This window comes from Hymenobacter endophyticus, assembly GCF_032464715.1.
Lineage (GTDB): Bacteria > Bacteroidota > Bacteroidia > Cytophagales > Hymenobacteraceae > Hymenobacter > Hymenobacter endophyticus.
The window spans coordinates 144612-168812 of record NZ_JAWDJT010000012.1 but is presented as its reverse complement, the minus strand read 5'-3'; the positions used below and the strand labels follow the sequence as shown (position 1 = coordinate 168812).

32 protein-coding genes are annotated in these 24201 nt (G+C 59.6%); 13 read left to right on the top strand and 19 right to left on the bottom strand.

The annotated features are described in order from the left end of the window. Positions 1–699 precede the first annotated feature (699 nt). Positions 700–1011: a helix-turn-helix domain-containing protein gene (locus ROI90_RS17160; RefSeq protein WP_315999587.1), complete on the top strand. Its 312-nt coding sequence runs from the start codon at positions 700–702 to the stop codon at positions 1009–1011. Between the two features lie 160 nt (positions 1012–1171). Here the strand turns inward: ROI90_RS17160 and ROI90_RS17155 are convergent, their stop codons facing one another. From ROI90_RS17155 to ROI90_RS17140, 4 genes are all read right to left on the bottom strand, one after another. Beyond that, positions 1172–1732 carry a hypothetical protein gene (locus ROI90_RS17155; RefSeq protein ID WP_315999586.1) on the bottom strand — a complete coding sequence of 187 codons (561 nt, stop codon included), beginning with the start codon at positions 1730–1732 and terminating at the stop codon, positions 1172–1174. 120 nt (positions 1733–1852) lie between these two features. After that, positions 1853–2095: a hypothetical protein gene (locus ROI90_RS17150; RefSeq protein WP_315999585.1), complete on the bottom strand. Its 243-nt coding sequence runs from the start codon at positions 2093–2095 to the stop codon at positions 1853–1855. 102 nt (positions 2096–2197) lie between these two features. After that, positions 2198–2452, bottom strand: a complete 255-nt coding sequence (locus ROI90_RS17145; RefSeq protein ID WP_315999584.1) for a hypothetical protein — start codon at positions 2450–2452, stop codon at positions 2198–2200. 87 nt (positions 2453–2539) lie between these two features. Next, on the bottom strand, positions 2540–2782 hold the full coding sequence (locus ROI90_RS17140; protein WP_315999583.1) for a hypothetical protein: 243 nt from the start codon (positions 2780–2782) through the stop codon (positions 2540–2542). 341 nt (positions 2783–3123) lie between these two features. Between ROI90_RS17140 and ROI90_RS17135 the strand changes: the two genes are divergently transcribed. After that, complete coding sequence (locus ROI90_RS17135) at positions 3124–4116, top strand: tyrosine-type recombinase/integrase (protein WP_315999582.1); 993 nt, start codon at positions 3124–3126, stop codon at positions 4114–4116. A 70-nt stretch (positions 4117–4186) separates the two neighbouring features. Next, on the top strand, positions 4187–4645 hold the full coding sequence (locus ROI90_RS17130; protein ID WP_315999581.1) for a hypothetical protein: 459 nt from the start codon (positions 4187–4189) through the stop codon (positions 4643–4645). A gap of 109 nt (positions 4646–4754) precedes the next feature. Here ROI90_RS17130 and ROI90_RS17125 read toward each other — a convergent pair whose 3' ends face one another. Further along, entirely contained in the window at positions 4755–5081 is a 327-nt protein-coding gene (locus tag ROI90_RS17125; protein ID WP_315999580.1) for a hypothetical protein, read from the bottom strand. Positions 5082–5392: 311 nt separating this feature from the next. Here ROI90_RS17125 and ROI90_RS17120 point away from each other — a divergent pair, with 311 nt between their 5' ends. Then, entirely contained in the window at positions 5393–6292 is a 900-nt protein-coding gene (locus tag ROI90_RS17120) for a hypothetical protein (RefSeq protein WP_315999579.1), read from the top strand. Positions 6293–6348: 56 nt separating this feature from the next. Here ROI90_RS17120 and ROI90_RS17115 read toward each other — a convergent pair whose 3' ends face one another. Both ROI90_RS17115 and ROI90_RS17110 read right to left on the bottom strand, forming a co-directional pair. Next, on the bottom strand, positions 6349–7035 hold the full coding sequence (locus ROI90_RS17115) for a hypothetical protein (RefSeq protein ID WP_315999578.1): 687 nt from the start codon (positions 7033–7035) through the stop codon (positions 6349–6351). Positions 7036–7120: 85 nt separating this feature from the next. Continuing rightward, on the bottom strand, positions 7121–7930 hold the full coding sequence (locus ROI90_RS17110; RefSeq protein WP_315999577.1) for a helix-turn-helix domain-containing protein: 810 nt from the start codon (positions 7928–7930) through the stop codon (positions 7121–7123). Between the two features lie 271 nt (positions 7931–8201). Here ROI90_RS17110 and ROI90_RS17105 point away from each other — a divergent pair, with 271 nt between their 5' ends. From ROI90_RS17105 to ROI90_RS17090, 4 genes are all read left to right on the top strand, one after another. After that, positions 8202–9062 (top strand): hypothetical protein, encoded by an 861-nt coding sequence (locus tag ROI90_RS17105; RefSeq protein ID WP_315999576.1) that lies wholly within the window; start codon positions 8202–8204, stop codon positions 9060–9062. A gap of 504 nt (positions 9063–9566) precedes the next feature. Then, positions 9567–10034, top strand: a complete 468-nt coding sequence (locus ROI90_RS17100) for a LexA family protein (RefSeq protein WP_315999575.1) — start codon at positions 9567–9569, stop codon at positions 10032–10034. A gap of 89 nt (positions 10035–10123) precedes the next feature. Next, positions 10124–11428: a Y-family DNA polymerase gene (locus ROI90_RS17095; protein ID WP_315999574.1), complete on the top strand. Its 1305-nt coding sequence runs from the start codon at positions 10124–10126 to the stop codon at positions 11426–11428. A 98-nt stretch (positions 11429–11526) separates the two neighbouring features. Beyond that, positions 11527–12255, top strand: a complete 729-nt coding sequence (locus ROI90_RS17090; protein WP_315999573.1) for a type IIL restriction-modification enzyme MmeI — start codon at positions 11527–11529, stop codon at positions 12253–12255. Between the two features lie 1013 nt (positions 12256–13268). Here ROI90_RS17090 and ROI90_RS17085 read toward each other — a convergent pair. Together ROI90_RS17085 and ROI90_RS17080 are read right to left on the bottom strand one after the other, a co-directional pair. Beyond that, entirely contained in the window at positions 13269–13553 is a 285-nt protein-coding gene (locus ROI90_RS17085) for a hypothetical protein (RefSeq protein ID WP_315999572.1), read from the bottom strand. Positions 13554–13627: 74 nt separating this feature from the next. Continuing rightward, positions 13628–14191 carry a recombinase family protein gene (locus ROI90_RS17080; RefSeq protein ID WP_315999571.1) on the bottom strand — a complete coding sequence of 188 codons (564 nt, stop codon included), beginning with the start codon at positions 14189–14191 and terminating at the stop codon, positions 13628–13630. Between the two features lie 416 nt (positions 14192–14607). Between ROI90_RS17080 and ROI90_RS17075 the strand changes: the two genes are divergently transcribed. After that, positions 14608–16236, top strand: coding sequence for a sensor histidine kinase (locus tag ROI90_RS17075; protein ID WP_315999570.1), 1629 nt, complete (start codon positions 14608–14610; stop codon positions 16234–16236). Between the two features lie 922 nt (positions 16237–17158). On the opposite strand, the gene ROI90_RS17070 is transcribed toward ROI90_RS17075, so the two are convergent. The 7 genes from ROI90_RS17070 to ROI90_RS17040 form a co-directional block, all read right to left on the bottom strand. Further along, on the bottom strand, positions 17159–17935 hold the full coding sequence (locus ROI90_RS17070; RefSeq protein WP_315999569.1) for a hypothetical protein: 777 nt from the start codon (positions 17933–17935) through the stop codon (positions 17159–17161). Next, entirely contained in the window at positions 17928–18311 is a 384-nt protein-coding gene (locus ROI90_RS17065) for a hypothetical protein (protein WP_315999568.1), read from the bottom strand. The genes ROI90_RS17070 and ROI90_RS17065 overlap by 8 nt, the downstream gene beginning before the upstream one ends. Continuing rightward, complete coding sequence (locus tag ROI90_RS17060) at positions 18311–18589, bottom strand: hypothetical protein (protein ID WP_315999567.1); 279 nt, start codon at positions 18587–18589, stop codon at positions 18311–18313. The genes ROI90_RS17065 and ROI90_RS17060 overlap by 1 nt, the downstream gene beginning before the upstream one ends. Before the next feature lie 69 nt (positions 18590–18658). Further along, entirely contained in the window at positions 18659–20011 is a 1353-nt protein-coding gene (locus tag ROI90_RS17055; RefSeq protein WP_315999566.1) for a hypothetical protein, read from the bottom strand. Positions 20012–20341: 330 nt separating this feature from the next. Continuing rightward, a complete protein-coding gene (locus ROI90_RS17050) occupies positions 20342–20686 on the bottom strand; it encodes a hypothetical protein (protein ID WP_315999565.1) in 345 nt (114 codons plus the stop codon). A gap of 53 nt (positions 20687–20739) precedes the next feature. Further along, a complete protein-coding gene (locus tag ROI90_RS17045; RefSeq protein ID WP_315999564.1) occupies positions 20740–21078 on the bottom strand; it encodes a hypothetical protein in 339 nt (112 codons plus the stop codon). Further along, positions 21075–21488: a hypothetical protein gene (locus ROI90_RS17040; RefSeq protein WP_315999563.1), complete on the bottom strand. Its 414-nt coding sequence runs from the start codon at positions 21486–21488 to the stop codon at positions 21075–21077. Before ROI90_RS17040 ends, ROI90_RS17045 begins: the two co-directional genes overlap by 4 nt. Before the next feature lie 122 nt (positions 21489–21610). On the opposite strand from ROI90_RS17040, the gene ROI90_RS17035 reads away from it, so the two are divergent. The 3 genes from ROI90_RS17035 (at position 21611) to ROI90_RS17025 (ending at position 22651) form a co-directional block, all read left to right on the top strand. Then, the gene (locus ROI90_RS17035) at positions 21611–21901 is read left to right on the top strand and encodes a hypothetical protein (protein WP_315999562.1); all 291 of its coding nucleotides are present in this window, start codon (positions 21611–21613) and stop codon (positions 21899–21901) included. Between the two features lie 120 nt (positions 21902–22021). Then, positions 22022–22363: a hypothetical protein gene (locus ROI90_RS17030; protein ID WP_315999561.1), complete on the top strand. Its 342-nt coding sequence runs from the start codon at positions 22022–22024 to the stop codon at positions 22361–22363. 9 nt (positions 22364–22372) lie between these two features. After that, positions 22373–22651 carry a hypothetical protein gene (locus ROI90_RS17025; protein ID WP_315999560.1) on the top strand — a complete coding sequence of 93 codons (279 nt, stop codon included), beginning with the start codon at positions 22373–22375 and terminating at the stop codon, positions 22649–22651. A 32-nt stretch (positions 22652–22683) separates the two neighbouring features. Here ROI90_RS17025 and ROI90_RS17020 read toward each other — a convergent pair whose 3' ends face one another. From ROI90_RS17020 to ROI90_RS17010, 3 genes are read right to left on the bottom strand one after another with little or no spacing between them, the layout of a single operon-like run. Further along, on the bottom strand, positions 22684–22998 hold the full coding sequence (locus ROI90_RS17020; RefSeq protein ID WP_315999559.1) for a hypothetical protein: 315 nt from the start codon (positions 22996–22998) through the stop codon (positions 22684–22686). An 11-nt stretch (positions 22999–23009) separates the two neighbouring features. Further along, positions 23010–23297, bottom strand: coding sequence for a hypothetical protein (locus tag ROI90_RS17015; protein WP_315999558.1), 288 nt, complete (start codon positions 23295–23297; stop codon positions 23010–23012). Between the two features lie 29 nt (positions 23298–23326). After that, positions 23327–23584, bottom strand: coding sequence for a hypothetical protein (locus ROI90_RS17010; RefSeq protein ID WP_315999557.1), 258 nt, complete (start codon positions 23582–23584; stop codon positions 23327–23329). Positions 23585–23635: 51 nt separating this feature from the next. On the opposite strand from ROI90_RS17010, the gene ROI90_RS17005 reads away from it, so the two are divergent. Next, positions 23636–23908, top strand: coding sequence for a hypothetical protein (locus ROI90_RS17005; protein ID WP_315999556.1), 273 nt, complete (start codon positions 23636–23638; stop codon positions 23906–23908). The last annotated feature ends 293 nt before the right edge of the window (positions 23909–24201 follow it).

Below are 24201 nucleotides of genomic sequence, written 5' to 3'. Positions count from 1 at the left end.
GGCCTCCGCCTTAAACGCCTCGTCGTACTTGCGCCGTTTATCGGGCGACGCCCCGCTGGTTTTTGCTGCCATGACAGAAGAAATATACGTCCTTCTTCTGTCCGTCATGCCTAGACCACCTCACCCGGCCAAAAGCCGGGCGATAGACTGCAACCATTTCAAACCTGTTGCAACCCATGCTTCAAGATACCGGTGGCACTCAGATATCAATGTATATTGAATGTACTATTATGGGGAAGTGCTGTCCCGTTTTGGCAACGTAGAGCGGTAGCTCATACCTGCAAGGAAGTGTAGAGCGAAAATAGAAGTCAGTGAGAAAGCCCGAAATCAGCACGATTCCGGGCTTTCGTATGCAAGTGCGGTATTCAGCTCTGTAGTTTCGTGGAGCGGTGGTGCGCAGAGTGGAAACGGTGCCGGCGAAGAAAGAGGTAGATAAGGATAGTCGGCACCAGGAACAGAAGAAACTGGGCGAGCACCAGCATAGTAGGGCCAAATGCGCCGAACATATAGGTCCAGGTATCCATTTCTTGAATCTTCTGCATGGGAAAAGGGATTCTTCTTTTATAAGTTGTCATATAACACCCAGCCAAGGGCTGGGTGCTATCCTTATCACCTAACAAAGGCGAAGGTAGCGTAGGTAGCAATTTTCTGCCTGCTTCCGTATGTACTATTATGGTGTTCCCACTTTCCATTTTGAACATGACCAAGAAACCGGCTACACCTGATTCCACCAGCAAACCCGGCCCCAAGGCCCAAGCCATCCGTACAGACGTTGACCCCGCCAACTGCGCGGGCCTGGCTGATTTCATCCGGCAGATTGGCCCGAGCCGGAGCGTGCACCGCGCCCTGGGCATCACGAACCCCACGTTTCAGCGCCGCCTGCAGGAGCCGGCAACGCTGACGCTGGGCGAACTGGCCCGGCTGGCCACGATCAGCGGAACCACGATGGAAGAGTTGCTTCAGCTGGCCCGCCCGGAACTCGATAAGGCTTCCGATCAGGTGGAGGAATAAAAAGATGATATAAAAATTAGTTTAAAACGAATTTTAGATGACATTTGACTGTTAAGAAAACTTGAGCTGATACACCACTTGGAATATCGCTCATGCTGCTACGTAAAAGGGCCGGGGATTTTCCCCGGCCCTTTTTGGTAATCCGTAACCTGCCGGCAGACTATGGTCCCCACGTAACGGGCAAATTGCGAAGTATCGTCTTAAAATACTGCTGCTTACCGCCGTTTGCCGGTGTTTTGATAAAAGAGAGTACCACCGAATTAAGGCGGGTAGTGGTCGTTGGCACATCCAGAAAGGGCAAGGTACCGTTGAAGGGAACGTTGGCCGGTACGATGCTCTGCAGCTGCTTACCGACGGCGGGGTAGTTGTCTGAGTCGGCCAAGTACGTCTGGCCTTGCTCGTCAATCACCTGGCTGGGGGTATCCTGGGTGTTGAGCGTCTGGATCTGCACATTCAGGGGTTCCCCGGAGTTGAGAAGCTGATACGTCAGCACTGCCCGCTTGGTAGCCTTGCTGGCTTTGCAGGAAACGAACCTGACTTTGATCAATGGGTCGCCGTCAACAACAGTAACCCCGTTTGCGCTGATACCAAGCCGGGCTTCGTAGCCGGCAATTTTGTCTTTGAGGGCTGCATTTTCCGTGGCGAGCGTCGTACAGTTAGGGCCCTGGGCAAAAGCGGAGCACCAGCCGCAAAGGAATGGTAGCAGGAGAATCTTCTTCATGAATACGTAGCAAGCGGTAAAGGTGAACGGAATGGGTTGGATAAGCCGACGGGCAATGATAGGAAGATGGGTTCAATAAACCGCGGCGACTCGTGCGAGGGCAAGAATCCAGACAAGCCATTAGCCCACCAGTTCGACACCGGTGAGTACGACCAGTAAAGCACAGAGTACCAGCCCGGCGAGGCGCAGATAGTGCAGTACACCCTGAGCAATTGGTCGCGCCAGCCATAAGGCAGCTCCCATGATGGTGGCCTGCAGGCCGGGGTGCATGGTGGGGTTGCTGGCCAGCACCGCGACGACGACCAGCATCAGAAGGACCGACATAGCCTGTTGATCCAGGGAGGAAAATTCGGAAAAGCGCATGTAAAAGGTAGTTAGAAGTACATGGAGTAATGCTTTACCGAAGTAGTCGCCTGAATATACGGGCTTTGGAGGAAAGCCGTTAGGTTCTTGAAAGGAAGGACCTTACCGACCAGGACGGGGAGCAGTAAAACTGGCAATGGTGTTCGCCACTTCCGTTTTACGCTCACTGACGTGTTTTGCAGCAGCGTACAGCCGGTCAATGGCTCGGGCGGCCCGGTCCCAATCCGTGTCGCTGACCGAGTCATCATCCATTTTGCGCAGGTGTGGCTGGATGGCGGCTCCGATTTCACTGTATTGCCGTTCCAGCTCCAGCCATTCCTGCATTTTTTTCTGACGGTAATCAACTGGTTGACTCATGGAGGTCGGGATAATGAAGGAAAGAATGAAAACCGGGGAAGGTAGTTCCATCGGTCTTTTTGGGTACACTATATAATAAGGTATAGGTTACAAAAGTTGCTGGGCTACTTCCAGCACCAGCACCAGGGCGAATACCCCCAGCCCGGCCAGCCACACGTAGCGCAGCAGGCCTTCGGCCAGGGGCTTCGCCCCGAGCAGGGCGACCAGCAGCAGGGCGGCTTTCTGCCAGGCGGGCAACTGGTCACCGAGCAGCACGAACACGACGCCGGCCAGCAGCAGGATGAAGAGGGCAAGCAGCTGCTTGTCCATCGGAGTACGGGTAGGATTCATAACAGCGTGGGATGGTGCCGGAAAGAACGGAAAAAGTTGGCAAGTGGGCTGAATAGTCTTTTTGCCACAGAAAATATAACCAAGCGGCAGTTTTTGAACGAATCAAATATACGTATAATTTTTCAGATAGTACACTCGATAATCGTTACTTAACGAGTGTACTATCCGCATGCCGACCGGTACCTTTGTGCTAGTCTACCAGGTAAAATGCCACACGCGATCAGGAAGAATCACGCGAAGTGGATGACGCGCTTTTTTCGTTTCTCCGTTTCTTCGTCGAGGGGCCTGGTAGCTTGCTGAACAGACAACACGTTCCCCACCATCCGAAACCCCTAATCCCCATGAGCCAGGAGCTGATCATTCTACCGGGAGGCGCCGACGAGCTGGCCAAGTCGTCCATCGAGCAGTTCGCGGAGCCGGCCAGTCGGTATGTGAAGAAAGGCCGCGAGGGTGCCGACGCGACCAGCCGGGCCTATGCCGGCGACTGGAAGCGGTTCACCGCGTTTTGCGTGGAATTTGGCCGGCAGCCGCTGCCGGCCGACGTGGTGACGGTCGCAGCCTTTGTTACCTACTTGGCGGAAGAGGGCAAAAAGGTGGCCACCGTGCAGCGGCACCTGGCCAGCATCAACAAGTATCATTACCTGCAGAACCTTCCTTCCCCGACCCCGGCCCAGCAGCTGAAGGATTTGCTGAAAGGCATCCTGCGGGAGAAAGGCAGCCGGCAGAAGCAGGCCGACGCGTTCCCGCTGCAGGAGTTCAAGCGCGTTGTTCGCAGCATCGACACCAGCAAGCCCAAGGGACTGCGCGACCGGGCGTTGCTGCTACTGGGCTTTGCCGGGGCATTCCGCCGCCAGGAGCTGAGCAACCTGGACCTGGACGATCTGCAGTTTACTGCGGGCGAGCTGATTGTGCAGCTGAAGCGCAGCAAAACCAACCAGACCGGGGAAGCGGAGGAAAAGGCCATCTTCTATTCGCCCGATATGGAAACCTGCCCGCTGCGCACGCTGCAGCAGTGGGTAGACTACCTGCGGGGCCAGGGCCAGGAGACCGGCCCGGTATTCCGCTCGTTCCGGCTGGGCGGGCGGGGCAGTCACACGCTGACCCAGCGCCGGCTGCACCCCACGGCCATCAACAAAATCGTGCAGGCCTGGCTGGGAGAAACGTACTCGGCGCACTCCTTGCGGGCTTCGTTTGTGACGGTGGCCAAGCTCAACGGGGCCGAGGACAGCGAAGTGATGAACCAGACCAAGCACAAGACGCCGGCCATGATCCGGCGCTACACCCGCCTCGATAATGTTACCCAGCACAATGCCGGCAAGAAGCTGGGGTTGTAGGCAAAGATGCTTTTAAATGATATATTGATTAACTTTTAATTTCATTGTAAAACGCCTCATTCTTAAAGCCATGAAATTCGCAGCCACTCGAAAGCAACGACAAGTCTATGAGATCTTTGTCGTGCTGCTCGTTCTAATCACACTTGGTCGATTGATCCAGTTATACGTGGCGAACCCCGACTACTTTATCACCAAAGTGTTGCGGTTAGGTAAAACACCAGAACAATGGGCGGCAATCGGGCGAAACCTGGCTGATCCATTTTTTCTGCTCATACTGTTCTGGGAATTCGCGCTATCGGTGGCTATCTGCAGAATAGCTGCAGTAATTACCGGATTCAAAGGAGCTAGGTTGACTGCTTTGGATGCCGGGTTGGCTGCAATAGTCGGAACTGGCCTCATCATATTCTGCCTAATCGGCTTCTTGCCCAGTATCTTATTTGCGATAGGAGTAGGTGGAGTAATGGCAGTTTGGGTCTATTACTTCTCCCCTATGAACCAGTCAGAAGATGAGCACCTGGTCACCGAGTAGAAGCGAAGAAAACTGACAACAAGCCTTGACCTGGCGCTTGCCAGCAATAACCGAAAGAGCCACTTCCCGATAAAGGGAAGTGGCTCTTTCGCGTAATGGTAACCCATACTTACGTTCTGGTTGGCCAGAAAGGCGGTTGGCCAGCAGTATCTGGTTGAGGCACGGCGGCAGCAGCTGGCGGTTGGTTCATAGGGTCTGCAGGGCGAGTGGCCGTAACCCAGAGGTGCGCCAGCTTACACAGCTTCCAGGCCGCTGTTTCCGCCGCCTGAGGCGACTCATAGGGTGTTTCCGTCACGGATTCCGGCCAGCGCGTATCGTACTCAAACACGCTGTTGCCGCTCCGTTTGAGCACGGTGTAGCCATCAAACTCGTTCACGAACTCAACGCCCTCAACCAGTAAATCCACGAAGGCGGGCAATGGAGAAAGAGTAGTCATTTTGCAATTGTCAATAAATGAAGAGAAATAATTCGCCGGAACTAATAGGAGGCTTGGCAACGAAGATAGGACAATAGATAGTATGCATAGTGCTATAAAATTTGGGGCCACAATAAGTAAACCACGGTTAACTCATGTTGAAATAGATCAACAACTGGCTGCTGAAATGCTGTGCTCGTTGAGCAGATCAAGACCAGCGTAACCAAGTTCTTGAACTCGAAGAAGGCGCAGTCGCAGGTATGCTTTATAGTAGGTTTAGTTTGAAGTTTCTTATTTTAATTTCTGAGGGCCTTGAAGTATATCTTTACTAAATGACAGAAAACGCCGTTCTCAACAAGACGCAAGTAGCGGATGTGTTAAAGCAGACTGACTTGACCGGTCGCTGGTGGCTGGTCGTTTGGTACGAATTGAATGGGCAGCAAAAGTGGAGTCGACGGGCACAATTTGTAGTGCAGGAGGCGGGAAAGCCGCGCAGGACGTGGTTGATCCATCCCACCACGTATCCCAGTCTAGTAAGTCAACTTAGCAAAGGAGTACAATTCTCAGTACCTCATCTGGAAAATTATCGATACGACGACTACGAGGCGATTGAGGAGCGAAAGTTACAGGCTACCAAACTGTGGCACCGAGGCAGTGGAGCCGTTCAGCAGTTGCTTGATGGGCTTTATCGGCTAGACGATACGCAGGGCATTCCTTTGGTTGAAGCCTGGGCTTGGCAACAGGAGGCGGAAGCTTTACTCGAACGGCTCAACTGGAGTGAGTTTTTGTCGCTTTTGCGAGGCACCGGCCCTGGCAATTTTGAAAAACATAGTCAGCAACTTGTTGATGCGACAGAAAGGGCTAAGAGCAAGCTGGAAGAAATCCAGCGTTTTCTCGATAAACCGGCCCCGGATGTCATAGCTGACTGGAAGGGACCCGTTACTTTCGGCGACGGGAGTCGCTACCCGAACCGTATTACCTACCATTACTGCGAAGAAGAAGAGGCTAGCTGGTTTCGTGGCCCGTTGCCTGACCTACACACGTATAACGTGGCACATCGGCGAATGGAGAGAGAAATGGAGGAAGAGTATTTCCGGAGCCAGGTGACCCGGCGCAGACCTGCCGCACGGGTCAGTATCCGTGAGCAGTTACTAAGTATCCGTAGTCAGATAGACGAGGTGCTGGAGCAACTGGACGATGAAGAAGATACCGATCTGTTTGATGATGAATAGCGACCACACAGCCCATCTGTTCCTGCTAGCAGTGCCGGCAGGAACAGATGGTTCGGTTAGTAGAAAACGGTCTGCAGAAAATCGGGTAATAGCTCTGCGCGGAATCCATTCAGCTTACTGCGGTTGAATTTTATCCGGACCGACGGCAAGCCGCGCACGGGCGCAAACTCCAGCAAGTGAAGATTCTGCAGTTTGCGCAGCTGACGCTTCGGGGTATCAGGAAAGGTTTTATCCTCGCTGCTGGTCAGCAACATCCCTTCGTCCGTTAGCTGCACCTGGTAATCGTAAGCCCTCATGGATAAACCAGCGAAGGCAAAGTCCACAAAGTCGGAAAACCAGCGAGCCGTCGCGTTAGTAGCACCAGCATCGAGAGCTGTCGTATGCGCATGATAAGAGATGGTATCGTAGGATTCGGATGAAAAGAGTCTGAATACTAGGCTTCCTGCTACGGGCTCTTGATCGTATCGCGAATAAGTGGCAAGTGGAAACTTCTGCAGGGAGGCAGCCGATGTATCGTTTATCCGGAATGCAGTGGCAAGCTCGGCCGTGGGCAATAGGCGAAGATCATCCCCGTAGCCGAGCAGGTAAACACGGGGTTCCTGTCCCGGAAGCTGCTCGGCAACCAAACAATGGTTGCCGGTCTGGCGGTAGTAGTAGACGTGGTGGGTCCGCAAAAAAGCTTCTGTAGCGCGGGTATCGCCGTAAAACTTTACCAACTTAGATGTTTCGGTTGTAACGGGCATGAAGAAGAGGCGAACTGTGAGGAGGGTATTTGTTGAAGTAAGACATCCTAAAGTCAGTGGACGTCTGCCTTAAAGGCCGTAGCAATCAGGATGCGTAAATGTCCGTAACGATTTCTTCGTATGTCGTGTAGCCATCGAAAGTAAAGGCCATAATCTCCCCATCCGAGGCACCGCGTGAAGTAATGAGCTGCTCCAGCGCCTGCTGTTCATCCATGCCATCGGGAATATCCCGGTGAGCCAGCTCCACATGCTGTTCACTGCCATCGGGCATGGTTAAGGTTATCAGCAATACGACCAGATAATCAGTTTCATCTACTTCCGGCTCGTCCACGAGTAATGCCTGAAGCTCTGGCGGTAAAGCAGAAGCAAGCTTTGCACGAGCTGGTGCTGTCTGGTGTCGCTGCCAGCGAGTGAGCCAGGTAGGGTTCTGAATCAATTGATACTCGAATAGCGTAGCGAAGCTCAGTCCACGGAATAACTCGTCAATAGCTTGCCGTGGCCCATACGTATACAGACGGCCGTTCAGTGGGGTGTCTTCGTAGGCCTCACGGCTACCAAAGCCCTTACTGGTGACCAGGGAGAGCTGCTGCTCGGTAAGCTCATCGTAGGGAACAACGGTGAACTTCTGGCTCAGGTGATAGAAAGCCGTTTCCAACATTAAATCAAAATCGTTCCAGGTCTGAGAGTCACTGGAGGAGGCCTGGGCAGACGCCAGCAATGCCGGCGATACTTCCAGCACAGCCGCGATACGATGCAGTTGCTCCAGCCTGATGCTGGCCGTGTTGGCTTCCATCTTGGTGTAGGCGGAGCGGCAGATGTGCAGACGGTCGGCCATTTGCTGATGATTGAGCTTGCGCAGTCCGCGCAGGTGCTTTAGGCGAAGATGGAGGCTCATACAGAGTGTTTTTCTTCAAAGCTCCGGGTTGTCAGCGTGGGATGCTACGATGTTCCATCTTTTCACCGATAACCAGACCCAAGTATATTCTTTCAGGGTGGTGAGCGACCAGGAAAAACAGTGAAATTGTATATATTCGAAGACGCCCTTTTCCGTTTCCATGTTAAGCGGGACCCGGTGCGCGTGGAGCGGGCCGCGGCCTTGCGGGCAGGTCGTAAACTGTAACTGAATGGCTTACTCCGTTACTTCTGCGTATTTCCCGGAACGACTGTTGGCTGAATATGCCAACGTGGAAAAAATCCTACATCAGTTGCGCAAGGCAGATTTTGACAAGTTTGCTGATCCTACCAACGAGTTGAGGGCGGCCATTCAGGCAACTAATTCCGGGTGGCCCTTGGAGGCCGCTACCCACCCAGCCCTGGAAGACGAGGTGTTGCTACTGCGGATGATGCTGGAGTTCTGCCGGAATAATTCCCAGGTAGTAATCATGGATAAGCACCAACCGCACCCGTTACCGCTTAACGTCATAGCTGATATGCTCTGGCACAGCATCCAGCTTCCAGGGGACTGTGTGTATCTGCATTGGGGATTGATCCGGTCCGTGTGCCTGCCGGCAGACCTGGCTGCGCGGCGTTACGGGTGGGATGAACCCGGTGCATTTGCCACGTATCTGGAGGGCGCATTTATTCGCACTACTTCATGGCGTGCGCTGGAAGTGCTCCTGATACTGCGGCCACTAGAGGAACCGGCAACCGGCCGGAGCAGCGTCGAGGGGGTACGCCGCCCGCCCGTGGTTCACTTCACCTTTGACAAGCTCACTTCCTGGGATACCGCAACCCGTCTTCCGAAGTGTCTGGCCAGTTTAGCCGACGTATGGGAGCCGGAAGGCCGGTTCGGGGATATTCCGTTGGGGGCACTATTACAGGTGCTGCAGCGCCGCACAACCAGTAAGCAGGTAAGCCAGGCTCAGTTGATTGTGGGCGCTCTGCAGCATATTCTAGCAGCTCTGGAAAATGGGTTGTACGAAGGGCGGGTTGCACTACCCGACCTGTTAGGGCTCAGTAAGATCAAGCGGACAAAAGGTCCCTTTTTACCTTATGAGGGCGAAGCTTACGGTGTGATTGGCCAATAGAGCGCGAGGCTACCTTCTTCAACGACGCTTTCTGGACTGAAGCCTTTTCTGGGCAGTGGGGGGGGAAGTCTCTCCCGCGCGGAGTATCAGCGCTTCGCCCTGGCAGATGTTCCGGTGCATTTCGCCCCAGGCGCGCATATTCTCGGGCAAGTAGCGCAGCAGCAGTGCCAGGGCTGAGAGCAGGAGTAGGCTCACGACCATCCAATCCGGGGCAGCTAGCAAAATACAGGAAAGCGGTAGCTTGGTTAGAGCGGAGCATAGGGTAGCACCTGGCAGCAGCCAAGTAGGCCAATGGCGCGAGAAATGAGTAGGAGTAGATGCCATGAGAGCGGAAATGAGCAAGGCAGTAAGGTTGGTTGTGCGGACACGAACACGAGTAAATAGGGGACGTTAGTGGTGGCCGGCCATTTTATTTTCAAACATGGGTTTGCCCAGTTTCATTAGCCAGGATATAGCTTTGCTATAATTTTTAGTTAAGTTGGGCTTTTGCCCGTAGTACCGCCCATGGTCACCGTCTCGCTCATCCCCGTTCCTGAACCCACCACTACGCACTGGATTCCGCTTTTCAGCTCGTTGGTACCGGCCGGTTTTCCGTCGCCGGCGTCTGAAGACGTGGCGGAATTGTTCGACCTCAACCGCATGCTGTTTCGTCACCCCGAGGCCACGTACCTGGTGCGGGTAAGCGGGGAGAGTATGAGCGGGGCCGAGATCCACGCCGGCGACCTGCTGGCCGTCGATAAGCACCTGGAGGCGGACCATAACCATATTGTGGTCGCCGTCATCGAGGGAGAATGCACCGTCAAGCGTCTGGTGCGCCAAGGCGGCAGCTGGTGGCTGAAGCCGGAGAACCCGGCCTATGAGCCCTACGAAATCACCGAGCCGGAAAATCTGCGCATCTGGGGCGTCGTCACCCACGTCGTGCACGAGCTGATTCCAGGAAAGCTCACGGCGCTGCTGCGCACCAGGGAATAAGAAAAGAGGCATCATGCCCCTATCACGCCGGACGCAGTAGGATTTCCCGCTGACGCGGCATTTTTTTTCACCTTTCTTCCCGACTGCCCATGTTCGCGCTGGTTGATGGTACCAACTTCTACGTTTCCTGCGAGCGGGTCTTTCAACCCCGACTGGAAGGCGTACCCGTTGTAATCCTGAGCAACAATGATGGCTCGGTGGTGAGTCTTTCGGCCGAGGCCAAGGCGTACGGCATCAGGCGGGGAGTACCTTACTTCGAGATCCGCGAGCTATTGCGGCACCGGCAGGGCCAGGCCCTCAGCTCGAATTACGCTCTGTATGGCGACATGAGTGGCCGGATGATGCGGCGGCTGGCCGCGCACGCGCCGATTGAAATCTACTCCATCGACGAGGCATTTTTGGACCTGCACGGCATGGAGCGGTACATCCAGGCGCCGGGCGGAATAGGACGGGATGCGAAACGCGACGTGCTGGCCTGCACCGGCTTGCCGACGTGTGTGGGGGTAGCGCCTACCAAGACGCTGGCGAAAGCCGCCAACCGGCTGGCCAAGAAATACCCCGAGCTGCAGGGGGTGCTGGTGCTCGATACGGAGAGCCGGCGGGAACGAGCCCTGCGGGCCTTACTGGTAGAAGATGTGTGGGGTGTGGGGCGGCAGTACGCGCTGGCCCTGCAGCAGAAGGGCGTGGCCACGGCCTGGCAGCTGGCCGGCGTGGGGGAAGCCTGGGCGCGGAAGCATCTGGGCGGCGTTGTCGGGTGGCGGTTGGTGCAGGAGTTGCGCGGCCAACCCTGCCAGGGATTGCTACCCAGTGAGGATGGTACGCTACGCCGGCAGAGCCTGAGCTATTCGCGCACCTTCGGGCAGCCGCTGCAGCTCTTTGATGCGGTTTGGGGAGCCGTTAGTACCTACCTGATCAAAGCGGCCGAGAAGCTCCGCGCCCAGGGTGATGAGGCCCATATCCTGAGCATCTACCTGAGTAAAAACCGGTTTGATCCGCAATTACAGGGCCCGGCGGGCCGAACCGCGACCCTGACCCTGCCGATGGGTCCAACGGCCGACACGCTCCAGCTGCTGCACTACGGCCGTCAGTTGTTCGGGCGCTTATGGGAGCCAGGTAACGCTTACACCAAGGCCGGGGTAGTGCTCGACGGGCTGGAGTCCCGGGAGCGGCCCCGGCAGTTGCAGCTGTTTGCCCCGGAGCCAGGCCCGACACCGAAGGGCCGGCCGGAGCTGATGCAATGCCTCGACCAGGTGAATGCCCGGTTTGGCCGGGGGAAAGTCACCGTTGGCTGCGCCGTACCGTCCGGGGGCGAAGGAGCGCCATGGCAGAGTAAAAGCCAATGGCGCAGCCCGGCGTTTACGACCCGGTTAGAGGATTTATTGCTCATTAACTAAAAGCCGCATGCTCCGGACAGAACCGATCAGCGGAACCGGGCAGGCATTGTCGGCCGCTGCGTGCTAATTTGCTGCATATTCCCTGAAAATAGCTATTCGTGACATACTCTGACTTTGAAGCCCGTTGGAAGCCTGCCGGCGGTGCGGAGCGGGCCAACTACGGCCTGTTTCTGCAAGACCTTTGTGACCTGCTGGAGGTACCGCGCCCCGACCCCACCACCGACGACCCTACCCAGGATCAGTACGTGCTGGAACGGGCGGTACAGTTCAACGACGGCCCCAAGAAAAGCACCGGCCGGATTGACCTGTATAAGCGCGGCTGCTTTGTATTGGAAACCAAACAGGGCACCGACACCGCCGATCAGCAGCAGAAGCAGCAACGCGCCGAGTTGGGATTAGAGCCCAGTAAGCGCCGCAAAGGCCACGCCGTACGCGGCTCTGCCAAGTGGGCCGAAATGATGCAGGCCGCCCGCCAGCAGGCCCTGGGCTACGTGCGTGCCCTGCCGGCCGACGAGCCCCGCCCGCTGTTTGTGCTGGTGGCCGATGTGGGCTACTGTATCGACGTATACAGCAACTTTGCCGGCGTCGGGGATTCGTTCAACTCTCGTCCCCGCTACTTACAAAAACGGCCTTTCCATTGCGGAAAGGCCGTTTTTTTGTGCTTGTTAGTTTTTTATCACAATTTTATCACACCTCCATGTACGCCCCCGAGTACGAGCCCCGATTATTTGATGCGGATGGGGACATGTCCAAGCGGTGGTATATCGACTACCGGATCTGGAATACGGACAAGCAGGAATTCGTCCGCAAGCAATACACGGGTATGAATAAGTACACCACGCTGCGGGAGCGGCGGCGGGTGTGCAAGGAGAAGCTGGCCGAAATCCGGCGGCTGCTCGAGGAAGGCTACACGGCCGGTGAGACGCCCGCCGTATCCATGGGCATCGACCCTAAAAAGGCCACCGTGCGCGAAGCCATCGAATGGGTTGTAGAGCGCAAGAAGTCGGCCGGCGTGGGCCCCGCGTTCTACAACGTGGCTCTGCGCCGCATTCGCGAGTACCCGCCGTTTGCCACCCTACCGCTCAAATTTCTCTCCCTGGCCCACGTCACCAACTTTCTGGACCAGCAAAGCAAGCGCGGCATCGAGGCTAAAACCTACAACAACTATCGCAACAGCCTCAACGCGTCCTTCAACTACCTGGTCAAGCAGGAAGTCCTGCTACGCAACCCCTGCGCCCCCACCGAGCTGCGCAAGGTGGAGGCCTCCCCTATTCATGTGCCCTACACGGAGCCAGAGCGGCAGGCCATCACGGCGGAAATCCGCGCGCGCGGCGACGAGCAACTCCTCTTATATATAAGCTTCATTTACTACGGCTTCATCCGCAGTGGCAGTGAGCTGCGCCTGCTGCGCGTGCGGGACCTCAAGCCGCGCACGGTGCTGGTCCCGGCCGCCCGGGCCAAGAACGGCAAGGCCGAGCACGTGGCCATCGTGCGCCAGCTCGAAGCCCTGATTGAGAAGGCCGGCCTGCGCACCTATCCGCTCGACGCGTACGTGTTCACCAAGGAGCACAAGCCCGGGCCGGTGCCGGTGGGCAAGAACTGGTTTGCCAAGCGCCACCGCAAAGTGCTGACGGCCGTGGGCCTGAACGACGGGGAGCATACCGTGTATGGCTACAAGCACACGGGGGCCATCAACCTGTACCTAGCCACCAAGGATATTGAGCTGGTGCGCCGCCACTGCCGGCACGCCCACGCCGGCATCACGGCGACTTACCTGCGCCGGCTGGGTATGTTCGATGACGATGAGCAGCTGGCCAAGATGCCGGACTTTTAGGCTGACCTACAGCCGGTAGGTAAAATGATACCAGCGCCCATGCACTCTTCGCCACCGGGTGTAGAACCTGGGACGCGGCACCTCCCCTCCCGACGTAGGCGTGGCCACGTGGCTGATGCGGACTTGCTGCAGGGTAGGAGCACTAGCGGCGTCCTCCACTGGCGCGCACCGGCGCTGCTGGTAGCAGTACTCAGCCGGCGCAGGCTGCAGCGCGGGCGGGGCCGGCCGGCTGCACGCAGTGGCCAGTAACAGGGCGAAGCTGCCAAGTAGCAGCACAAGGTAATGTCTCATAGGCTGAGGGGTTGATTGGGGTAGGTGTGAAATGAACCCAAATCAACCCCTCAGCCCAGCCGGCAAAAAGGACACTAATCCTTACTCTCGACGACTTTTTTATAGCGCTTCACCGTGGCCAGAGGTAGGCCGGTAAGTTTGGTAATGGCACCGGCACTGGTGTGCCCGGACTTCATGGCCATACTCACCTGCTCCAGTCGCTTCGGGTCGAGGCCGGCCCGGCGGCCCATATGGGTGCCGGCAGCTTTGGCCAGTTCACGTCCGTGGTCCTGCCGCTCCCGGTTTATCTCCCGGTCATACTCGGCCAGTACGGCAAACACGCCGACCATCATCTTGCCGGCGGGCGTGGCCGTGTCGACTCCCAGGTCGAGCGACACGAAGCGCACCTGCAACTCAGCAAACCGGGCAATCAGCTCCAGCACATGGCGCGTGCTGCGGCCGAGTCGGTTTAGCCGGGCTACCATTACCGTGTCACCAGGCCGCAACCCCTCAACCATCAAGTCGAGCATGGGGCGGCTGCTTTTGGTGCCGCTGATCTTCTCCTGAAAGACCTGGTCGCAACCTGCAGCCTTCAGCTGCTCATATTGGGTATCGAGGTTCTGATCCTTGGCAGAGACCCGGGCGTATCCGAAAATCATAAGAATTGGCTCATTAAGTACGGCTCACGAAGATAACAACGTGAGCCGACTTAATGAGCCGTTATTTTCCCGTGAGCTTACCCCACTTCGGGCCGGCTCACTTAGGTGTACCTTTTTGAGCTACATGCTCTCACTGTTCCGATGGAGTTGTTATTCTTTGCAAAGCGTCAAATGCGAGGTAACCTCCTACAAACGACTGTCTGGAAAACGTTACGCAACTGAGTACCTCAAAAAGTGTGGCGCAGCCAAGGTATTGAACGAATGGCCAGCCTATAGGCTTCTGTATAGACCAATCAAAAAAAATGGCTATCCACGTTTGTTGAAGCGCTCAGTTATTACGCAAAAACTGGTTAGTTAACTTACCGCCTGTTTTATATTGTTTATACTATATATAAAGAATAATTACCTTTCTGACCATGGAGGACGCACGCGTTGGCACTGCCCTGGTTTATTCGGTGAAGTACCGCCCCCGCCAGCACGCTCTGGCCCTGCGCTGGTTGAAGACCTACGGGCTACAGGAATTGCAGGAGTCCTACCATGCCGCCTTGATCTTAGCCCGCCGCCACGGCTGCGCCCGGTGGCTGCTTGATTCGCGCCGCGCCGGCCCGATTGACCTGCAGGTGACGCAGTGGCTCACCCAAGTCTTTTTGCCGTGGGCGGCCGACCAGCTGGCGCCCCAAGTCCTGCGTCTGGCCGTCCTTTGCGCGCCTGCCCGTCTGGAGCAGCTGCACACCGACGCCGTGGTTGGCGAAGCCGTGGCCGAGGCCTTCGCCAACCCGCACCCCTACCATACCCGCATTTTCACCACCGAAGCCGAGGCCGTGGAGTGGCTGCGGAGTGAGGGCTCACCTGTCAGCCAGGAAGTTGCCACCCTGTCTCGGGACCCATCTGCTGCTAAAAACTGTTCGCTCCGCGCCGAAAACGCCGCCCTGCGCGCGCAAGCCCGGCGGGTGCGCGCCAACCGGACGGCGGGGAGCCAGCAAACAGCTGACGACGACCAGCAGCAACAAGTGAGCTTTCGAACCGTATTCGACAGTTCGCCACTGGGCCAAAAAATTACCAGCTCCGACCTGACTATTCGCCAGGCCAACCCGGCGTTGGTGGCTATGCTGGGCAGCACGCATGCCGACCAGGTGAAAGGCCGGCGCATCCTCGACTTTGCTCACCCGCAGCACCGCGCCGACTGGAGCCGCGCGCAGCAGCAATTGTGGGCGCACGAAGTGCCGTATTTTACCCTGAATACTTGCTTGGTCCGGCTGGACGGGTCACCGCTCTGGTGCCAGGTCCATTCCGTGCTGTTTCTCAATGAGGGCCAGGAGTTGGGGTATACCACGCTCATCAACACCACCGAGCACACGAAGCTGCAAGCCTCGCTCAAGCGCCTCTACGACTCGCAGGAAGCCGTGCTGCATATGGCGGCTCATGACGTGCGCAACCCGTTGGCCAACATCAAACTAGCAGTGGAACTGCTGCGGCGCGAGCAAGCTGGCGAAACGTCCACGTATCTCGCCATCATTGAGCAAGCCGCTGCGCAGGCTGAGGCCATCGTGAAAGACGTGCTCTACCTCGGCCAGCTCGACGAGGGGCAATTACACAAGCAGCTCCTCGACTTTTCGGCCTACCTGGACGCGTACCTGGACACCCATCGGCTCGCCGCTCAAGCTAAGGAGGTGTCCCTGGTGCTGGAACTTCCCTCCCAGGTCGTGTGGGCGAACCTCGACCCGAATAAATTTGGTCGTGTGGTGGATAACCTAGTAAGTAACGCGCTGAAGTTTACGCCAGCCGGGGGCCGGGTGACGGTCTGCCTAGAGGAGCTGGCCAGCCGACCGCGCCTCGTGGTGCAGGACACGGGCATCGGTATTCCCGCCAAATACCACGCGCACCTCTTCGACAAATTCAGCACGGCCACTCGCAAGGGCTTGGCCGGTGAGTACACAACGGGCCTAGGACTGTTTATCACCCAGCAAATCGTGCGCCTGCACGGCGGCCGTATCCAGGTGGAAAGCCGAGAAAACGAGGGTACAACCTTTTTTATCGACTTGTAAACGGACGACCCGCAGCGGGCAGACCACCACCAAGTCGAGCGCGAAGCCCGCAGCTGGTTGGAATGTCGAAAACTACACCCCAGAGAGAGGCCCCAAACCGGAAAAGTACCATAGCCAGGCGAAAGGGCCGTGGAGAGAAAAACCGTTGTGAGAAGTCGGGTATAAGTCTAGTTATGTTTAATTATTACAACCGAAGCAAATAACCGACCACAAAAGGTCCGTTTTCTGGACACCTTCCAGGAGCAGGAAATCAGCGGTTACTACTGGAGGATTGCAGCAAAGGCAAGTACTGCGTGGGGTTTTCGTAATAACTCGTTATCCGGCGGCACTCCGCCGCCAGCTCGGCTGTCCACTCCACCCGCTCCGTTCCTCGGTGAAGCGCAAACCCACGAGCCATTCCCCAGTAGCGAACAATATAGTGCCGCTGCGGATCATTCACCGGCCCAATGCTCACGATATCCAATTCGTACACTCTCGTTCTGAACTGGTCCCGCCATGGGGAAGGTAGCGTAATTCCGTGGTAGGATCTAAAAGACCACTGTTCCAATTTTTCTGTGGTTGCTGACGCTGCCAGCAGCAGTATTAACTCTGTTTGCCCTTCAATGGCAACGGGGAAAAGACCGGAAGGATAAATACCACTCCGGCTTGGTCTCCACACTACTAACTGGACATGTTGTCCTGGCACATGACGCATGCTAAACACCTCTCTTTCTTTTTTAATAGGGTATTATGCTACTAAGCAAGATAGGCCAAGTCACAAATTATGCAAAACGCAAACAGGTCATACGCTGCTATTTACTTTCTAACCACACTAGTATAGCTCTCATACTTAGTTGAAAAGTTCAACCTCGTTAGGGCTCTTGCCTATTACTTTACTATGTGTCAAACCTGTAGAAAAGCTCACTGAAGTAGTAGCGCAACTTTAGCGGATTTCTGCTGCCTTCCTGGTTTGCTCTCGCTCACTGAGAGCATCCTCCAGCTGATGCACCTCCAAATACACGTGCAGCTCGCGGGCCCACTGCTCCACATCGGCCAGGCGCAAGTCCAGGCGGCCGAGCACGGCCAGCAGCAGCAGCTGCACTTGCGCCTCCGGAGCGGTGCCAGTGCCGGCGGCCGGCACGGCCACGTCGCCACTGGTGGCGCCACCTTCGATGTACCCGCGCAGGCGCTTCTGCTCCAGGAACTGCTCGATCTGCACCACCTTCGGATCAGCGCGCATCCACTCGGGAATCACGTACTCATTCTCGTGCACCACCCCGGCCACGGCAAAGCCCTCGGCATCGAGCAGCTTGCCACTGGAGCCAATGCGCAGGCCGGCCAGCCCGGCACCCTCCCCGGCGGGCGCGCTGCCGGTGGCCCCGCCCTGACGGAAGCCGATGCCCAGCACCTTGGCCACCGCCGCCCCGGCCGTGGCGGAAGCCAGGATGTTGGCCCCGACCGTATAAGCCGTGCCCAGCGGAATCGATACCGGCGGGGCCATGGCGGCAATCTTGGCCCCTGCTTCGGCATTAGAGGCAAACTGCTTGACTACGCCCATCCCGATTTCGGCAATGGTCAGGGCCTTCTGCGCCGCCATGGCCGCTTTGTAGACCAGCGTTTTCTTACCCAATAGCTCAGTCAGGGCTGTGAATTCTTCGGAGCCCAGCAGCTTGCGGGCCGCCGTGATGCCCTTCTCCATCTTGTAGAGCCCCTCATCCATGGGCTGCGCGGTGCAGCTCCCCTCCCAGCGGCACTAGTTCCGCCCCGGGCTCCGCCGCCAGGTAGCGGCTGAGCGTGCCCTCGCAGTAGAGGCGGTTGAGCAGCAGCAGCTCCTCAAAGCTCAGCCGCCACTGGCGCTGCCTGGGCGGCCGGCCGGGCCGCCGCTCGTGGCGGGGCCACGGGCCGCAGAGCAGGCGGGTGAGCTGCTGGTGCAGGCGGCCGAGCGGCTTGAGGGCCAGCGCATCAAGCAGCGTGAGCTGGCCCTGGGCACTGCGGCCGTTAAGCTGCGCCAGGTGCTGCTCCAGGGCCAGGCGCAGTACGCGGGCCTGGCCGGGCCAGAGCGGCACTTGCTGGGAGAGGTGCGTGAGGTCGAGCATCAGCGGGTCCACACGCCTTTTTCCAGGCGGGTGTACTCGGGTTTGCCCGAGGCCTGGTTGTCGTAAATGATGGCCCGCACAATGCGGCCGCCCATTTTTTCAGCTTCCCCTTTCAGATGGCGCAGGCCGTAGGCCGCCGGGTCGGCCACGCGGTAGCGACCCGAAGTGTCGAAGCTGTACATGTCGAACTGGCCGGCAGTGCCGGGTTTGACGTGGGTGAAATACACGCGCATTTTGAACAGGGCGCGCTGTTTGAAGGGTTCGGTGGGCTGGGCCATGAGAAGAAAAAGAAGGAAGAAGGTGAGAGAAAGCAACTTAGCGCAGCAGAACAGTAGCGCAGCAGCAGCTTAGCGCAGCAGGGGCTCTGCCAGCTTGTTATACTTGTCGGTGGCCAGCGTGCCGCCTAGCTGCTCGAGGGCGGCGATGTGCTGGTGGTAGAGGGTGCGGCGGTTCGCCAGCTCCACGAGGCGGCGGGGCACGCGTAGCGGCACTTTCTCTCCCAGCTCGATCTTGCGGCGCAGCTTGAGCTCCCCGATGGCCTTGCTGACGGCCCGGTTCACGCGGGCCAGCTGCTCGGCGCGCTGGTCGGCCACCAGCCACTTGATAGTGCCCTTGAAGCCTTGCTCGTTTTCCCAGTCGAAGTAGCCCCGGCCCGTCACCATCTCAGCCCAGGGCATGGGGGCCCAGAAGCGGCCGGCATGGCGGGTAAAGTGCTTTTCGACCAGCTCCAGGCGGCGCAGTACGCCCTTGTGGTAGCGCGCAAAATCAAAGTGCTGGTCGGTAAAGCCACGGTACACCCCGCGCAGGATGGCCTGCCGGGCCAGCTCCTCCTGGAAGGGCGTAAACCGCTGCTCGGCGTAGAGCAGGGCCTTGGCCATGAGCCAGGCCTCCAGGACGTAGGCCGCGTAGGTGGCCGGCAGTTCGGGCTGGGCGGGCCGCTCAGCCGGCGGCGGGGTTTCGGTGGCTACCTGCGCCGCGCCGCCCCCCTGCCCCTGTTTCGCCGTCAGGCCGGCGCGCGGAGCCCGGTTGCTGGCCTCCGCTTCCTGAAAGGGTCTTTCAGAAATACCGCCAGAGGCATTTTCTCCACATTGCCCGATTTCTAATGTCTGATCTTTAGGATCTTCTAGAAGCTTAATAACCGGAAATTTTGTACCGTTTGTGGATAACGCGGAGGCAATGGTGGTGCAATCCGAAACGGGGGCTACGGGCGTTTCCGGGGCATTTTGCGGGGTTTTGCACACGTAGTCAGGGTGTATCCACAGCTCGAAGCTGCGCTGACGCCCGTGCCACTTTTTGCGGCTGATAAAGCCCACGGCCAACAGCTGCGAGAGGTGGTTGCGCATGGTGCGCTCGGTGAGGCTGCGCTTCTGCATGAGCTGGCGCGCATCCACCAGGATGCTGGGCAGCGTGAGCTCGCCCGTGTCCGTCACGAGCAGGCCGAAGAGAAAGGGCTGCTGGAGCAGCTTTTCCACCTTGCGGCGGTACTGCTTGAGCAGCTCCTCGCCCGTGGCCTTGGCCCCGTCGCACACGGCGCGGGAGCCGCGCCGCAGCAGCGTCTCGGTGACGCCGGCGCGCTGGCCCCGGGTGATGGTGCGCGTCACCTCAATGGGGGGCGTACGGTGCCAGAGCTCGTCTACTTTCAGGTGCCAGTGCAGCAGGCACTGGCTGAGCGGGAGCAGGTGAATCGGGTGAGCGGACATGCAAAAAAGAGAGGGCGAGAGAACGGTGAGGTAGAGCGGGGTAAAAAGTGGCCATAGCTGCGCCGGAGGGCGGGTATTCCCGTCCGGTGGGCTAGTGGCCGGCGCCAGGGTTGCTGGGCCTCCGTGCCCCCGGCCAGCGCGTGCTGGCCCGGTCCCGAAGTGCATTCCCATCCGGTGGGAACGGTCGGCTTCGTGCGCCCTGGGCAGGGCGCGCCGACGGGGGCGGTGGTGCAGGTAGGTGTGGGGGATGGAAAGCGGGCCGGCTAGCGCCGCACGGTGCGCAGCAGCAGGCGGTAGCGCCAGCCGGCAGGAGCGCCAGCGGGTAAGGGCTTAGCCATCGAGCAGCCCTCCCTCCTCGCCCAGTTGGGCGGCAATGGCCTGCAGCCGCTGCTCACAGCGCGTGATGTCGGCGTGCAGCGCGGCTACTTCCTGGGGGAAGCGGCCGGCGTGGGGCCCGGTGAGGCGCAGCAGGCGCCGGTCCTGCTCCACGGCCCGGGTCAGCTCGGCGCGCTCCGAGCGCAGCTGCTGCCGGGTGGGCCGCTGCCGGTCGGGCGGCGGCAGCTCGGTGAGCGGGCTGAGCGTGACCGGCTGCTGCTGGCTTAGCAGCGTGGCCAGGCTCCGGAAACCGGCATCGGCCGGATTGGCCGTGTAGAGGGCAAAAGCGGGCTTTTCCATGAGAGAAAGAGAGCTAAGCAGAAGTAAAAGAGAAGACTGGCGGGGCCGCCGGCTCAGCGCTTGAGGCCCATGGACTGCGCCACGGAGCGCTCCTGCCGGGGGGGCTTGTGGCGGCGGGGCGGCGGCGGGGCGGCCCCGTCCCCTACCTCGGCCCGGGAGAAGCGCCACTTGAGCAGGTGGCGGCCCCGGCCCGGGCGCGGGGTGGCGTAGGGAGCCGTGCGCAGCTGCTCCAGCACGGCCGGCTCGCTCAGCTCCTGGCCCAGCAGTTTGGAGAGGACCCGCCGGATGTGGTCGGTCGTGTACTCGGCGCTGAAGGGGGGCGTACCAAAGACCAGGGCCAGGGCGTGGGCCAGGGTGTAAGTAGCAGGGGCGGTGGATTCCAGACGGTTCATGGCAGCGAAGGGTGGACGTCAGAGGAGAAGGTGGCGGCCGGCCGGGCCGCCTGCAGGCGCTGGCGGGCCGCCGCGAAATGGTCGTTGCCGAGCACGAGCAGGCGCACTTCGCGCAGGCGGCGTACCTGGGTGTTGGCAAAGCACACCTGGGGCTCCCGGGCCCCGGGCGGCAGGCAGCTCATCTGGCACGCGGCCCAGGCCACGGGGCCGGCGGCGGGGTGATGGTGGGCGTACTGGAAGCGGAACTGCTCGCCCGTGAGCCCCGTCCAGGTGCCGGTGACCAGCGAGAGGCTGGGCGTGGGCGTGGGCTGCTCCCAAACGGTAAAGCCGAGGCGGCGCAGCAGCTGGCCCACCGAGGGGCCCAAGTCGCGGGGGCCGGGCAAGGGGACGGTGGTCGTGGGCGCGCTCATGGCCGGCAGAAATAAGGAGATCGTTCCAACCGTTCGAAAACAGATTTTCTTCGATCAACAGTAGTTGTAAGCGCCACCGTAGTGCGTACCTTGAGGCATGTCGCACCTTCTACCACAACCCTATGCATCTCACCACATTGCTCACGCAATTGCCCCGCCTGCAGGCGGTAGCGCTGGCCCCGGCCGTTACAGAAGTTGACCTGCTGCACCTGGAAAGCTGCGTCCGCACTACCTTGGAGAACGTGGCCAGCTACCGCCTGGTAGCGGCCACGCCCGGGCAGGTGCAGGAGTTCTTCTTCCTGCTCGAAGCCTACGCCCAAGATCTGAGCCCGCAGCCTGTGCGGGCCCGCCAGCGCCTGGCCCAGCAGGCCCTGCGTCTGTGCCAGGCGCTGGCCCCGCCGGCGCGGTCCTGAGCAGGCACCTGAGCGGGGGCGCAGCACCAAACAGGCAGCCGGGCAAGCGGACCTTAAAACGGGCTTAAAATGGCAACCCAGGGCTAAACTGAACCGTACAGGCGGGCACAACCCGCTCCTATGACTGCCCTTTCCCCCCGCCTCCAGCAGCTGCGCGCTGAGCTGGAAGCCAGCGACGCGTCGGCCGACTTCGGCCCAACGGTCCTCCTTGCCGTGCGCCGCGAGCTGCTGCGCTATTTGCTCCAGGTGCCCTACCCGACCCTGCAGGCTTGCTCGCCGGCGCTCAAGCGCCGCTTCGAGGCCGTGCTCAGCGCCCTGCGGGCGGCAGCTACCTTTCCGGCCCGCAGCCGCGCGCAGCTGCTGCAGGAGGCCCAGCAGGCCGGGGACGTGCTGCTGGCGCTCGATACGCCCGCCCCGCCCCCGGCTCCGTCTACTCCACCGCCGCGTCGGCAGCGCTCCTAGCTCCGGCCAATGGGGACGATGTATCAGCTGGTGACCATTCACCGGCAGGCCCAGCTGGTGGCCAGCATTGCGGCCGGCTCCCACCTGGAGCAGCTGCAGCTGGGCATGTACGTGCGCGAGTGGACCAGCCTGCTGCGCGAGGCGCGGCTGCTGCCGCTGCCCCGCCACCAGCAGCCGCGCGTGGCGCAGGCCCTCACGGAGCTGGAGGCGCTGAGCCGGCTGGCCCACGGCCTGCCCTGGCAGCAGGTGCAGGCCGGGCTGCTGGCCGTGGCCCGGCTGGTAGCCTAGGCTCAGGAGCGAGAAAAAGCAGGGCGCGTTCATCAGGCAGCCTGGGGCAAGAGCAGGCGGAACTCGCGCCGGCAGTCGGTGAGGTCGATTTCGCGGATGCCGGCCGGCAGCTGGGCTACCAGCAGCACTTCCTGCGCGGTAGTGCCTTCCTGGTGCGCCGTGCGCAGTTCCGGGGGCATAGAGCCGTTGACGTACACCGTCAAGTGCCCCTGCTGGTAGCTGTAGCCCAGAATGGGCTCGGGCATGGGCACCAGGGCCGCCCCCTCGGGCAGCGCCTGCACCCGCACGCGCTTGCCGGTGCGGGCATCGGTGAGGGAAATAGGCGGGAAAAACAGCTGTCTGGACATGGCCGGGGCAGTTAGGCACGCGTGACGGATTCCGTGAAGGCGGGCGCGGCCGTGCCGGTGCGCACCAGGCGCAGCGCGCCGCTCAGCTGCGCGCGCCGCCGCAGCTCGTAGGCGTGCACCAGGGGCGTTTCCTCCCGGTACTCGGGGTGCGTCTGATCGATTTCCTGACAGCGGCGCTCCAGCTCCTGCAGGGGCGTGAGCATCACCAGGGCGGGCGGCAGCAGCGTGGTGGTCAGGCGCGCCAAATCGCGCAGGCACGGCTTGCGGGCCGGCTCCGTGGGGTCGGTATTGAGGTGCATAGCAAAGCGTATAGAGAGGGAAACGGAGACTACTTCTCGAACAGGGGGGCGGCCGTGCCCTCGGGGCGCAGGTGGGCGGGAATCCGGAACTCGGGCAGCGAATACTCCACCAGGGCCAGCAGATCGGGCAGGCTGGCCACTTTGCCCTGCTTGACGTGCGCGAGGCGCGTGGAGGCCGAGGCGTACTGCTGGCCGTAGCCGGCGCGAATGGCCCGATCCACGGCGAAATGGGGCAGCTCCTCGCACACGAGGGCCTGCAGGGCATAGTATTTCTGCTTCTCCGTCATGGCAATGGGGAAAAAGAGTAGATTTGGAACGCGTATGTATGTCTTTGCCCGATGGTAGCCCCTGCCCTGCTTCTTGAACTCCAGACCCTCGGCCAGCGCCTGGTCGAAGCCACGGAGGCGGAGGAAGCCGGCGGCCGGGGGCCACTGGATGCGGCGCAGCGGTTTTTGTTTACCTACCTGCCCCAGGAGCCCGCTACCCCCTACCGGGCGGATGAGCTGCTGGAGCTGCTGGCTCCCTCGCCCCACGTGCACCACTCGTGGGCGTGGCAGCGGCAACTGGTTCTGGAGGGGCTGACGCTGCTCCAGCAAGTGTGGCAGCGCTAGCGCTGAGTGCCGAAGCCTCCTTGGCGGTAAGCAGGCGGGCCTCGGCCAGCGGCTCCCAGCTTTGGAGCAGAAAGACCACATCCTGCGCATCGCGCACGAGCAGACGGCCCGTGCCGGCCCGAAAGGCCCCGTAGTACGCCTGGAGTTCTAGGGTTTTCTTGCCGGTGCGCGTGTCGTGCTGGTAGAACACTAGAAACGATTCCAAGCCCGCGCTGACGCCGGAACCCTGCACGCCGACCAGGCCATTCGGGGAAAACAGCTCGGAGCTGGTGAAGCCGTGTTCCCGCAGCACC

Bases quoted from the DNA above. Each gene is read 5' to 3' on its own strand.
- ROI90_RS17140 (WP_315999583.1), bottom strand. From the start codon at position 2,782: ATGAATCCTACCCGTACTCCGATGGACAAGCAGCTGCTTGCCCTCTTC.
- ROI90_RS17010 (WP_315999557.1), bottom strand. From the start codon at position 23,584: ATGACGGAGAAGCAGAAATACTATGCCCTGCAGGCCCTCGTGTGCGAG.
- ROI90_RS17095 (WP_315999574.1), top strand. From the start codon at position 10,124: ATGTTCGCGCTGGTTGATGGTACCAACTTCTACGTTTCCTGCGAGCGG.
- ROI90_RS17085 (WP_315999572.1), bottom strand. From the start codon at position 13,553: ATGAGACATTACCTTGTGCTGCTACTTGGCAGCTTCGCCCTGTTACTG.
- ROI90_RS17060 (WP_315999567.1), bottom strand. From the start codon at position 18,589: ATGGCCCAGCCCACCGAACCCTTCAAACAGCGCGCCCTGTTCAAAATG.
- ROI90_RS17115 (WP_315999578.1), bottom strand. From the start codon at position 7,035: ATGCCCGTTACAACCGAAACATCTAAGTTGGTAAAGTTTTACGGCGAT.
- ROI90_RS17050 (WP_315999565.1), bottom strand. From the start codon at position 20,686: ATGGAAAAGCCCGCTTTTGCCCTCTACACGGCCAATCCGGCCGATGCC.
- ROI90_RS17025 (WP_315999560.1), top strand. From the start codon at position 22,373: ATGGGGACGATGTATCAGCTGGTGACCATTCACCGGCAGGCCCAGCTG.
- ROI90_RS17005 (WP_315999556.1), top strand. From the start codon at position 23,636: ATGGTAGCCCCTGCCCTGCTTCTTGAACTCCAGACCCTCGGCCAGCGC.
- ROI90_RS17145 (WP_315999584.1), bottom strand. From the start codon at position 2,452: ATGAGTCAACCAGTTGATTACCGTCAGAAAAAAATGCAGGAATGGCTG.
- ROI90_RS17075 (WP_315999570.1), top strand. From the start codon at position 14,608: ATGGAGGACGCACGCGTTGGCACTGCCCTGGTTTATTCGGTGAAGTAC.
- ROI90_RS17035 (WP_315999562.1), top strand. From the start codon at position 21,611: ATGCATCTCACCACATTGCTCACGCAATTGCCCCGCCTGCAGGCGGTA.
- ROI90_RS17125 (WP_315999580.1), bottom strand. From the start codon at position 5,081: ATGACTACTCTTTCTCCATTGCCCGCCTTCGTGGATTTACTGGTTGAG.
- ROI90_RS17120 (WP_315999579.1), top strand. From the start codon at position 5,393: ATGACAGAAAACGCCGTTCTCAACAAGACGCAAGTAGCGGATGTGTTA.
- ROI90_RS17100 (WP_315999575.1), top strand. From the start codon at position 9,567: ATGGTCACCGTCTCGCTCATCCCCGTTCCTGAACCCACCACTACGCAC.
- ROI90_RS17160 (WP_315999587.1), top strand. From the start codon at position 700: ATGACCAAGAAACCGGCTACACCTGATTCCACCAGCAAACCCGGCCCC.
- ROI90_RS17045 (WP_315999564.1), bottom strand. From the start codon at position 21,078: ATGAACCGTCTGGAATCCACCGCCCCTGCTACTTACACCCTGGCCCAC.
- ROI90_RS17155 (WP_315999586.1), bottom strand. From the start codon at position 1,732: ATGAAGAAGATTCTCCTGCTACCATTCCTTTGCGGCTGGTGCTCCGCT.
- ROI90_RS17150 (WP_315999585.1), bottom strand. From the start codon at position 2,095: ATGCGCTTTTCCGAATTTTCCTCCCTGGATCAACAGGCTATGTCGGTC.
- ROI90_RS17030 (WP_315999561.1), top strand. From the start codon at position 22,022: ATGACTGCCCTTTCCCCCCGCCTCCAGCAGCTGCGCGCTGAGCTGGAA.
- ROI90_RS17065 (WP_315999568.1), bottom strand. From the start codon at position 18,311: ATGCTCGACCTCACGCACCTCTCCCAGCAAGTGCCGCTCTGGCCCGGC.
- ROI90_RS17020 (WP_315999559.1), bottom strand. From the start codon at position 22,998: ATGTCCAGACAGCTGTTTTTCCCGCCTATTTCCCTCACCGATGCCCGC.
- ROI90_RS17040 (WP_315999563.1), bottom strand. From the start codon at position 21,488: ATGAGCGCGCCCACGACCACCGTCCCCTTGCCCGGCCCCCGCGACTTG.
- ROI90_RS17080 (WP_315999571.1), bottom strand. From the start codon at position 14,191: ATGATTTTCGGATACGCCCGGGTCTCTGCCAAGGATCAGAACCTCGAT.
- ROI90_RS17135 (WP_315999582.1), top strand. From the start codon at position 3,124: ATGAGCCAGGAGCTGATCATTCTACCGGGAGGCGCCGACGAGCTGGCC.
- ROI90_RS17015 (WP_315999558.1), bottom strand. From the start codon at position 23,297: ATGCACCTCAATACCGACCCCACGGAGCCGGCCCGCAAGCCGTGCCTG.
- ROI90_RS17130 (WP_315999581.1), top strand. From the start codon at position 4,187: ATGAAATTCGCAGCCACTCGAAAGCAACGACAAGTCTATGAGATCTTT.
- ROI90_RS17055 (WP_315999566.1), bottom strand. From the start codon at position 20,011: ATGTCCGCTCACCCGATTCACCTGCTCCCGCTCAGCCAGTGCCTGCTG.
- ROI90_RS17070 (WP_315999569.1), bottom strand. From the start codon at position 17,935: ATGGATGAGGGGCTCTACAAGATGGAGAAGGGCATCACGGCGGCCCGC.
- ROI90_RS17110 (WP_315999577.1), bottom strand. From the start codon at position 7,930: ATGAGCCTCCATCTTCGCCTAAAGCACCTGCGCGGACTGCGCAAGCTC.